Annotated in this window: 8 protein-coding genes and 3 pseudogenes; 4 read left to right on the plus strand and 7 right to left on the minus strand. The window is 74.4% G+C overall.

The annotated features are described in order from the left end of the window. The 3 genes and pseudogenes from JNW87_RS29330 to JNW87_RS29340 all read left to right on the plus strand — a co-directional run. On the plus strand, positions 1-900 hold a 900-nt coding region (locus JNW87_RS29330; RefSeq protein ID WP_238454770.1), incomplete at its 5' end, for a dihydrolipoamide acetyltransferase family protein. Between the two features lie 239 nt (positions 901-1,139). Further along, a complete protein-coding gene (locus JNW87_RS29335) occupies positions 1,140-2,819 on the plus strand; it encodes a right-handed parallel beta-helix repeat-containing protein (protein WP_109804919.1) in 1,680 nt (559 codons plus the stop codon). 199 nt (positions 2,820-3,018) lie between these two features. Next, a pseudogene (locus JNW87_RS29340) lies at positions 3,019-4,286 on the plus strand (Ig-like domain-containing protein). A 72-nt stretch (positions 4,287-4,358) separates the two neighbouring features. Here the strand turns inward: JNW87_RS29340 and JNW87_RS29345 are convergent. Further along, positions 4,359-5,378, minus strand: a complete 1,020-nt coding sequence (locus tag JNW87_RS29345; protein WP_238454771.1) for an SMP-30/gluconolactonase/LRE family protein — start codon at positions 5,376-5,378, stop codon at positions 4,359-4,361. A 217-nt stretch (positions 5,379-5,595) separates the two neighbouring features. Here JNW87_RS29345 and JNW87_RS29350 point away from each other — a divergent pair, with 217 nt between their 5' ends. After that, positions 5,596-5,961, plus strand: coding sequence for an STAS domain-containing protein (locus JNW87_RS29350; protein WP_109804916.1), 366 nt, complete (start codon positions 5,596-5,598; stop codon positions 5,959-5,961). 109 nt (positions 5,962-6,070) lie between these two features. On the opposite strand, the gene JNW87_RS29355 is transcribed toward JNW87_RS29350, so the two are convergent. From JNW87_RS29355 to JNW87_RS29375, 6 genes and pseudogenes are all read right to left on the minus strand, one after another. Next, the gene (locus JNW87_RS29355; protein WP_089013951.1) at positions 6,071-6,439 is read right to left on the minus strand and encodes an FKBP-type peptidyl-prolyl cis-trans isomerase; all 369 of its coding nucleotides are present in this window, start codon (positions 6,437-6,439) and stop codon (positions 6,071-6,073) included. A gap of 172 nt (positions 6,440-6,611) precedes the next feature. Continuing rightward, positions 6,612-7,187, minus strand: a complete 576-nt coding sequence (locus tag JNW87_RS29360; RefSeq protein WP_375373558.1) for a hypothetical protein — start codon at positions 7,185-7,187, stop codon at positions 6,612-6,614. 156 nt (positions 7,188-7,343) lie between these two features. Beyond that, positions 7,344-7,936: pseudogene (locus JNW87_RS29365) on the minus strand (helical backbone metal receptor). Further along, a pseudogene (locus JNW87_RS41735) lies at positions 7,932-8,078 on the minus strand (hypothetical protein); the annotation flags it as partial. The pseudogenes JNW87_RS29365 and JNW87_RS41735, both read right to left, overlap by 5 nt. A gap of 76 nt (positions 8,079-8,154) precedes the next feature. Beyond that, a complete protein-coding gene (locus JNW87_RS29370) occupies positions 8,155-8,700 on the minus strand; it encodes an alkaline shock response membrane anchor protein AmaP (RefSeq protein WP_238454772.1) in 546 nt (181 codons plus the stop codon). Then, a partial coding sequence (locus JNW87_RS29375) for an Asp23/Gls24 family envelope stress response protein (RefSeq protein WP_238454773.1) occupies positions 8,697-9,528 on the minus strand: 832 nt, incomplete at its 5' end. The genes JNW87_RS29370 and JNW87_RS29375, both read right to left, overlap by 4 nt.

The following is a 9,528-nucleotide window of genomic DNA, read 5'->3' on the forward strand; positions in this document are numbered from 1 at the left end:
CGGGCGGCCCTGGTCATCTCGCCGATCGTCCGGCGGCTGGCCCGGGAGCGCGGCGTGGACCTGGCGACGGTCCGGGGCACCGGACCGGGCGGCGTGATCCGGCGGGCCGACGTGGAGGCCGCCGAGGCCACCCCGGCCGCCCGGCTGGCCGCCGTCCCGGACCAGCCGGCCCCGGCCGCGCACGTCGGGCTCGCCCCGGCCGGCGACCAGGACCTGGTCATCCCGTTGACCGGCATCCGCAAGGTCATCGCCGACAAGCTCTCCCGCAGCCGGCGGGAGATCCCCGAGGTGACCATCTGGGTCGACGTGGACGCCACCGCGCTGCTGGCGACCCGCGCCGCGATCAACGCGGCCACCCCGGACGCGCCGGTCAGCATCCTGGCCCTGCTGGCCCGGATCTGCCTCAGCGGGCTGCGGAGGTATCCGCAGCTCAACGCCCACGTCGACACCGAGGGGCAGCGGATCGTCCAGTCCGCCGGGGTGCACCTGGGCATCGCCGCGCAGACCGACCGGGGCCTGCTGGTCCCGGTGCTGCGCGACGCCCAGCGGCTGACCACCCGGGAGCTGGCCGCCGAGCTGGCCGCCACCACCGCCGCCGCCCGCGCCGGCACGCTGCCCCCGGCGCGGCTCACCGGCGGCACCTTCACCCTGAACAACTACGGGGTGTTCGGTGTGGACGGTTCCACCCCGATCATCAACCACCCGGAGGCGGCGCTGCTCGGCGTCGGCCGGATCGTGGACAAGCCCTGGGTGGTCGACGGGCAGCTCGCGGTCCGCAAGGTCACCCAGCTCAGCCTCACCTTCGACCACCGGGTCTGCGACGGCGGGGTGGCCGGCGGCTTCCTGCGGCACGTCGCGGACTGCGTCGAGCAGCCCGCGCTGCTGGTCGCGAACGTCTGACGGCGCGCGGAGCCGGTTGCCGTCCGGGCGGCCGGCTCGACCCGTACGGGCCGCCGTGCGGGTCGGTTCCCCGGCGGTGACCGGTGTCGCCGGCGTTGGCCGGACCGCCCCCGGAAGGCGGCGTAGTCCACCGCCGTCCCGTCTGTCGCATCTGCTCCCCGTGCCCGTCCCGCGGTGTTAACCGGTCGGGAGGCCGGGAATCCGAGGCCGTCGTCGCCCGGAGTCCGAGAGGAGCAGGCGTGTCGTACCAGCAACTGCCGCCCACCGTGCGGAACCGCCGCCCGGCCGTCGCGGGCGCGCCGCTGTGGTGCGACGCCCGCGAGTACGGCCTGACCGGCGACGGGGTGACCAACGACCAGCCGGCGCTGGCCGCGCTGGTGGACCGGCTCGGCGACGGCTACGTCGCCGACGGACGGGCGCGGGTGATCTACTGCCCGCCGGGGATCTACTCCGTCCGCGACGCCGGGACCGTCTGGCGCAGCGGGGTGTCGCTGATCGGCGCCGGCCCGGCCGCGACCCGGTTCGTGCTGAGCAACGAGGGCAACCGGGCCGACCCGACGCCGCTGGCCTTCTGGACCACCGTGCAGCACGGCGCGAGCCGGGACCGGCACATCGCCGACTGCACCTTCGCCGACTTCGAGATCGACGGCTCGGGGGTGGCGATGGCCGAGTACAACTACCTGGCCAAGGGACTGGGCCTGCAGTACATGGTGCGGGCAATGTTCCGCAACCTCTACATCCACCACACCGCCGCAACAGGGCTGGGCTGCGACTTCCTCCAGGACAGCAGCATCGACGGCGTGGTGGTGGTCGGCTGCGGCCGGCTGGACAACGGGGAGGAGATGGGCGGTGCCGGCATCGGCGTCGGCATCGGCGGCTGGGGGACGGTGGAGCGGCTCACCATCGCCAACTGCACCGCCCTGGGCAACGGCACCAACGGCATCTTCCTCGAGTTGCAGAAGCCCTACTGGCCGCCGCCGCGCGGCTACCGGATCATCGGCTGCCACAGCCAGGGCAACCGGTTCGGCATCTCCGACTGGGGAGCCGACGGCCTGATCGTCACGGCCTGCACGATGACCGGAAACCTGGAGGCCGGGTACGACGTCTCGGCCAACGGCACCGCCGGGGTGGCCGGCCGGGGCGGGCTGCTGACCGACTGCGTGATCGACGGCAACCTGGCCGACGGCATCAGCATGGGCAACACGCCCGGGCCGTACACCGTGCGGGGCAACCGGATCACCGGCAACGGGCGGCACGGCTTCCACGAGCACAACCTCGGGCGCGGCTACCAGGACCCGGCGCTGGACGTGGTGGTCGAGAGCAACGAGTTCTGGGGCAACGGCCTGGACGCGATCCGGGTCGACCGCCCGATGACGGACACCGTTCTGCTCAACAACCGCATCCGCAACAACGGCCGACAGTGCGCCGGGGCGTCCACGGGCGGCGGCGAGACGGTCCGCTACGGCGACCAGAACCTGGTCGACCGGTCGGCGGACTGGCCGCACGACGGCCACCGGGGCAAGGTGCTCCGGGTCGGCAAGCGCACCGCCGTGGTGGCCGCGAACACCGGCACCGAACTCTCCCTCGCCCCGGTACGCCCCGACGCCTGCACCGCGTGGAGCGGCGACACCCCGGTGCCCGGCACCTCGTACGAGTTGTCGGCCGCGCCGGAGACCCGGGCCGGCATCGCGATCAACGCGGCGTTCGACTCGGCGACCATCCGGGGGAACCGGGTCTGGGACAACCACGACGTGCGGACGCAGACCCACGGGCTGTGGGTCACGGACCGGGGCAGTTGGGTGGACTGCCGGGTGGAGGACAACGACTTCGCCGGCAACGGCGTGGCCGCCACCCGCCTGGACACCCCGCCGCTGGGCGGGCGGTGGGACCGCAACCACGGCGACGAGGACTGGGACTGACCGGCCCGGTCCGGTACGTCCGGTGCGCTGCCCGCCCAGGATTGCCGATCCCGGACGTCGTGGCCCGGCCGCCGCCTGCCGGGCACACCCGGCATCAAATGGCCGTCCGTCGCCCACCATTTCCTCCAAAAGCGCGACCCGGCCGGAGAAACGCCGTACAGAATGGGGCCAACGGGGACTGGGAAATGGGGTGTGGAATATGGACGTGAGACGGCGATTGAGGCTGTTCGCAGTAACCATCGCAGTCACGCCATTGGTGATCGGCGGCTGCACCGCCGGTCAGCGGGAGGCTGCGAAGCCGGGGCACGGGAAGGCGGCCGCGCCGTCGGTGACCGTGATACCGGCGGACCGGACCAAGGATGTGCCGATCAGCGCAGAGGTGGGCGCGAAGGTCGCGCACGGGAAGGTCACCGCGGTCCGGCTCACTGACGACAAGGGTGTGCAGGTGCCGGCCGAGCCGCGGGAGGACGGGTCGGGCTGGGTGCCCACCCGGCCATTGCAGAACTCCCGGACGTATACGGCGGAGGTCACCGCGACCGGCGGTTCCGGACGTACCACCACGCAGAAGACGACGTTCACCACGATGGCGAAATCGACCAAGCCGGCCGTCACCACCGAGCTCTATTTCACCAGTAATCAGACGTACGGGACGGCGATGCCGGTGGTCGTCGCATTCGATCCGCCAATTCCGAAAGAGGCCAGAGCGGACGTACAGCGCCGGTTGTTCGTGAAGACCGACCCGCCGCAGCCGGGCGCCTGGTCGTGGGAGTCCGACGGCAAGCAGGTCGAGTACCGGGCGCCGACCACTGGAAGTCCGGCACGAAGATCAGCGTACGGAGCGCGCTGCAGGGGCTGCCGATCGGCAAGGACGCCATCGGCGACGCCGACCACAGCGCGACCTCCAAGATCGGCCGGCAGGTCTCGCTCGACATCGACAACGCCACCAAGCAGATGTCCGTCTACCAGGACGGCAAGCTGCTCCGCAAGGTCCCGGTGAGCATGGGCAAGTCGAGCACGCCCACCTCCAGCGGCAAGATGGTGATCATGGAGAAGTTCGACCGGACCACCTTCGACACCCGGGGTTCGGCCGATCCTTACGTGGTCGACGTCGATGACGCCCAGCGGCTCACCTGGGGTGGCGAGTTCATCCACTCCGCCCCGTGGTCGGAGGGGGAGCAGGGCTTCACCAACACCTCACACGGCTGCACTAACGTCTCCGCGGCGGCCGCGGACTGGCTGATGGGCGTCACCCACGTCGGCGACCTGGTGACCATCAAGGGCACCGAGGTGAAGCTGGACCAAGGCAACGGGTTCACGGCCTGGAACGTCAGCTGGGACGAGTTCATCAAGGGCAGCGCGCTGCCCGTACCGGCCGGGCTGAAGCCCACCCACGTCGCCACGCCGCACCCGGGCGCGGTGGCCGGCGGTTCGGCGCCCGCACCGGCCCCCTCGGCCAGCGGCGGCTGACCCACCGGGGAGGAACGACCCGGGCCGGCCCGCCACCCTCGGACGGTGGCCGGCGGCGCCCGTCACGGCCGCTCAGCCGAGGCGCACCCGGGCCACGGCCGTCGCGGTCCAGGCTGCCAGCCAGAGCACGTCCCCGTGCTGCCGCACGCCGGTGATCATCGAGTACGCGCCGGTCGGGCCGTGCAGCGTCCGGAGCACCCGCCCCTCGCCGTCGACCAGCGCGACCAGGCCGTAGCGGCGGGGCTGCGGCTGCACCGCCCCCGGCAGCAGCGCCACCAGCTGTCGTACCCGGGGATGCGGCAGCAGCCGCTCCATGATCGGCAGGCGGGGGCTGGGCAGGGCGATCCAGTACGTCCCGTCGCCCACCGCGGCGACGTTGTCCGGGTATGCGGGCAGGTCGGTCAGCACGGTGGCCCGGCCGTCCGGCAGGTCGATCCGGAGCAGCCGGTGGGTGGCCGTCTCCACCAGCATCAGCGCCGACTCGTCCGGGGTGAGGGCGACCCCGTTGGGGAAGTAGAGCCCGCTCGTCACCACCTCGGTGCGCCCGGTCCGCCGGTCGTACGCCAGCACCCGGCCGTTGGGCCGGTGCTCCAGCAGGTCCTTCTTCCAGTGCGACAGCGGGAACCGATCGGACGAGTCGGTGAAGTAGATGGTGCCGTCCCGGGCCACCGTGCCGTTGTCGGCGAGGTGCACCGGCGGCGCCGTGCCGGTCAGTTCGTGCACCACGCCGTCCGGGGTGACCCGCAGCAGCCCTCGATAGGCGTCGCAGACCACCAGGCCGCCGTCGACCGGGTCGAGCTCGATACCCAGCGGTCGGCCGCCGGTCTCGGCGAGCAGCCGGGGCGGGGTGCCCGGCGGCGCGTCCGCCGGCCACCACCACAACCGGCCGTCCTCGTCCCCGCTGATCATCCGGCCGTCCGGGTCGATCAGCACGTCCTCCGGCCCGTGCGCACCGTCCGGCAGCGGCAGCAGGTCGGCGTGGTCGAGCCGGAGGTCGGTGGGGGCCCACGGCCCCTCCAGCGGCGGAGGCACGGTGGCCGGCTCGCGGACGGGCCGGATGAGTCGGGGCGGGCGCTGACGGGGAACGGCCATCCGCTCATTGTCACCCGCCGATGCGCCCGGGGCAGCCCTCGTTCGCCGGGGAACGGCGCGGCGACGGAGGTTTCCGGGCCGTCCGGGGAGAGGCGCACGGCATCGTGGGGGCACCTGACCGGGGACCCTGACGTCCCTCGGGGTCGGACCCGGGCCGTACCCGGATCCCGGTCCGGGCGGGCCGGAACTGTCGGTCCCGGCGGATAGGTTCGTCGGCATGGGGCAGCACAGCGACCGGTTCCACGTGGAGATCACCGTGGGCGACCAGGTGGTGGACGTCCGGGCGGTCGGCGAGATCGACATCGCGACCGTCGGGTCGTTCCGGGCCGCGCTGTGGGCGGCGCCGGCCCGTCCGCTGCTCCGGCTGGACCTGTCCGGCGTGCGGGTGCTCTCCGCGGCCGCGGTGCGCACGCTGATCGCGGCCCACCTGCGGGTCCGCGCGCGGGGCGGCGAGCTGGTGCTGGTCGACCCGGATCCGGTGGTGGCGCGGGTGCTGCGGGCCGCCGGCCTGCACCGGGTGCTGCCGGTGCGGCAGTCGGCGACCGTGGCGACGGCGGGGGTGACGGAGCTGGTGCCGGCCTGACCACGCCGGTCGGGCCGGGGCGATCCCGCCGGGCGGTTCCCGAGCCGGGCAGCGCGCAGGGGCCGCCGGCGACACGCCGCCGGCCCCCTGCGACGGGCTCAGTGCCCGCTCAGCGGACGCCGAGCAGGTCGACCACGAAGACCAGGGTCTCGTTCGGCTTGATGACCCCGCCGGCGCCCCGGCTGCCGTAGCCCAGGTGCGGCGGGATGGTCAGCCGGCGGCGGCCGCCGACCTTCATGCCCACCACGCCCTGGTCCCAGCCGGCGATGACCTGACCGCCGCCGAGCGGGAACTCGAAGCTCTCACCCCGGTTCCACGACGCGTCGAACTCGCGGCCCGTCGAGTGGGCCACCCCGACGTAGTGCACGCTGGCCAGCTGACCCGGCTGTGCCTCCGGGCCCTCGCCGACGGTGATGTCCTCGATGACGAGATCGGCGGGCGGCGCGCCCTCGATCGGGCCTACCTCGGGCTTGTCCATGCGTAGGTCTCCTACCTCGGTGGTGGATCCGGTCCCCGTCGATCCTGCCCGATAGCGGCCCGCCGATACGCGTCAGTCCCCGCCGGACGACCGGGCGGGGACCGTGGGCGTACGCAATAGCGGGCGTCACGCCGGTGACGCCCGCCCTGTCGGTGGTGCCAGATCCGTCACTTCACTTCAGCCAGGGGAGCCGCTGGACGATGGGGAGCTTCGCCCAGGCCCGGCCGAGCCCGAGGGTGTTGCCGGCGCCGACCAGGGCCAGCCCGGCCAGCAGACCCGCGTAGATCAGGTGGTCGTCCATGACCGGGTTGTTCTCGGGGGGCAGCACGGCCGTCCACATCATGACCAGCAGGATCCCGCCGGCGACCGCGGCGACCCGGGTGCCGACGCCCAGCAGCAGGGCGACGCCGATGGCCGCGAGGCCCACCATGAACAGCCAGTCCGCCCAGGCCGCGCCCGCGATGTCCTGGTACAGACCCTGGAACGGGCCGGCGGCACCGAAGGTGAGGAAGCCCTTGGTGGGGCTGCCCCCGTTGATCCAGGCGTTCTTCGCGGCGGTCTCGTGGCCGAGGCCGAACATCTTGTCCAGGAAGGCCCACAGGAAGGTCCAGCCCAGCGCGATCCGGAGACCCGCGAAGACGTACCGGGTGGCCTTCTGGCCGATGGTCTCGACGTCACGGGTGGTCCCGGCCGCCGGAGCGATGGTGTTGGCGGTGATCCGCTCGACTGTCGCGGTCATGGTTTCCACGTCCCTTCCTGTGCCTCGCACCGCGCTTCCCGGTGGCACCTTCATTCCACCTCCGCCCCGTCGTCGCGGGCAGGGCCGACCGGGCCGCTCCTGCCCGGGACCTTGGTCCCCTCCCGGCCCGGTCCGGACGGCCTTCCCGGTCCGGGCCAGCCCGGTTCAGCCGGCCTGGGCGAGCTGGGCGGCGAGCAGCGCGGGCGCCTCGGCGAGGGACGGGCCGTACCAGGTCAGGTGCCGCCCGGAGACCAGCGCGCAGGGCACGCCGGGAAAGGATTCCGGTCCGTCGCCGGCGGTGAACCGGTACGGCTCGTCCGGCAGCACCACCAGCTCCGGCGGGTGCGCCCGCAGCTCGGCCAGGTCTGGGCGGGGATAGCGCTCGGCGTGGTCGGCGTACAGGTTCGCCACGCGAGCCGGCGCAGCACGTCACCGGCGAACGTCCGGCTGCCGAGCACCACCCACGGCCGGCGCCACACCGGTACGACCGCCCGGCGGAGCGTTCCGGGCTCGGGCAGGGTGGCCCAGGCCCGGCGGGCCGCCACGAGCCAGTCCGGCTCGGTGGTCGCGCCGAGCGCGCCGGCCAGCTCGGCCAGCTCGGTCAGCGCCTCGGGCACGGTACGCGGAAACGTGACCCGTACCGGGACCCCGGCGCGACCAGGGCGTCGGCGTCGGCACGGCGGTTCTCCTCCTCGTTGAGCAGGACCAGGTCGGCCGGAGCGCGAGCACCCGGTCCAGGTCCGGGTACTTGCTGCCACCGACCCGGGTGACGTCCAGGCCGGCCGGGTGGGTGCACCAGTCGGTGCGCCGACCAGCACCTCGGGGCGGGTCAGCGCCACCGCCTCGGTCAGGGACGGCACCAGGGACACCACCCGCACCCGTCGCTCCTCTCCGCCGCAGATCGGACCCCGATCATGCCGCACGGCACGTGGACGCCCGCCACGGCTTCCGGCCTGGGAGGTGGGGGCGGCGCCGGTCAGGGTTCCGCGTCCACCCGGGCGGTCACGTCGAGGTGGGCGGGGCGGCAGCCGACGGTCGCGGCGAACCGCCGGACGGCGGCGTCGACGTGTTCGCGGACGACGGCGGTGCCGGCGCGGGGGTCGAGGTGCACCTCCACCCAGAAGTCGGGCCGGCCCGTGGGGCCGGTGAGCAGCACCCGCGCCCGGCGCACGCCGGGTTCCCGGAGCAGGTCCCGCTCCAGCGCGCCGGTGAGCACCCCGCTGTCCACCCGGGTACGCCCACCCCCGTCGCCGTGCACCAGGGTGCCCGCCAGCCGGCCCGGCACCCGCAGTTCCCGGGCGAGCAGCCGCTGGCCGAGCACGGCCAGCAGCACGCCGCCGACCACCGCCGCCACGGCGCTCCACGGGGCGCCGGCCCGCCACCAGCGCAGCAGGGCCGCGCCGAGCAGTGGGCTGTCGGCGCCCGGCAGCCGGCCCAGGCTCACCGCCAGGCCGGTACCGCCCAGGGCGGTCAGCAGCAGGGCGACGACCGTCCAGAGCAGCCGGTGCGCGGCGTTGCTCATGCCGCCCGCCGGGCCGGGACCAGCCGGACCTCGACCCGGCCGCGGGTCGGCGCGGCCAGCCGGTCCAGCTCCCGGTGCACCGCGAACTCGACGTCGGAGCGGGCCGCCGGATCGCCGGTGGCGGTCACCCGGGGCCGCCAGGCGTCCCCGCGTCGGCGGATCCGCACCCGGGCCCGCCGTACGCTCGGCACCGAGCGGACCGCTCGGGTCAGCCGTCGTTCGACCGAGCGCCGGTGCAGGTGCCAGCCGTCGGCGCCGTCGAGCCGCAGCCGGGTCGGGTGCCACCGGCGCAGCTGGGCGGCGAGGACGACCAGGCCGATCAGGGTGACCGCGGCGGCCACGATCCGGGCCGGGGCGTCCTGCCAGCGGGTGCCGGTCAGGGCGGCGTGGCCACCGGGGAGCAGCAGGCCGGGGCGGCCGAGCGCCGCGAGCGACGCCTCGACGGCGACGAGGATCCCGCCGGCGAGCAGGGCGACGGCGAGCAGCAGGGTGGCGACCCGGTTGACCGTCCGCACGTCAGCCTCCACTCCCCGGCGGCGTGGTGCCGCGCCCCGCTCGGGCAGGAGCAGGTCCACCACGGTGATGGTGACACCCGCCACGGTCAGGCCGGTGCGCGCCTCGACCTGGGCGGCCACCCGGCGGCGTACGGCCTCGGCGACGGTCGGCAGGTGCCGGCCGTGGTCGACGGCGAGGTCGAGGTCGACGCGGGCGGCCCGGCCGTCGGCGCGGACGGTCGCCGCCGGGACGGCGACTCCCGGGGTTCGTCGCGCGGCGTCCTCGGCGAGCCGGGCGATCCGCTCCTCCGGCCAGCGCTCCCGGGTGGCGTCG

The sequence above is a fragment of the Micromonospora sp. ATA51 genome (assembly GCF_016802855.1).
GTDB classification, from domain to species: domain Bacteria; phylum Actinomycetota; class Actinomycetes; order Mycobacteriales; family Micromonosporaceae; genus Micromonospora; species Micromonospora sicca.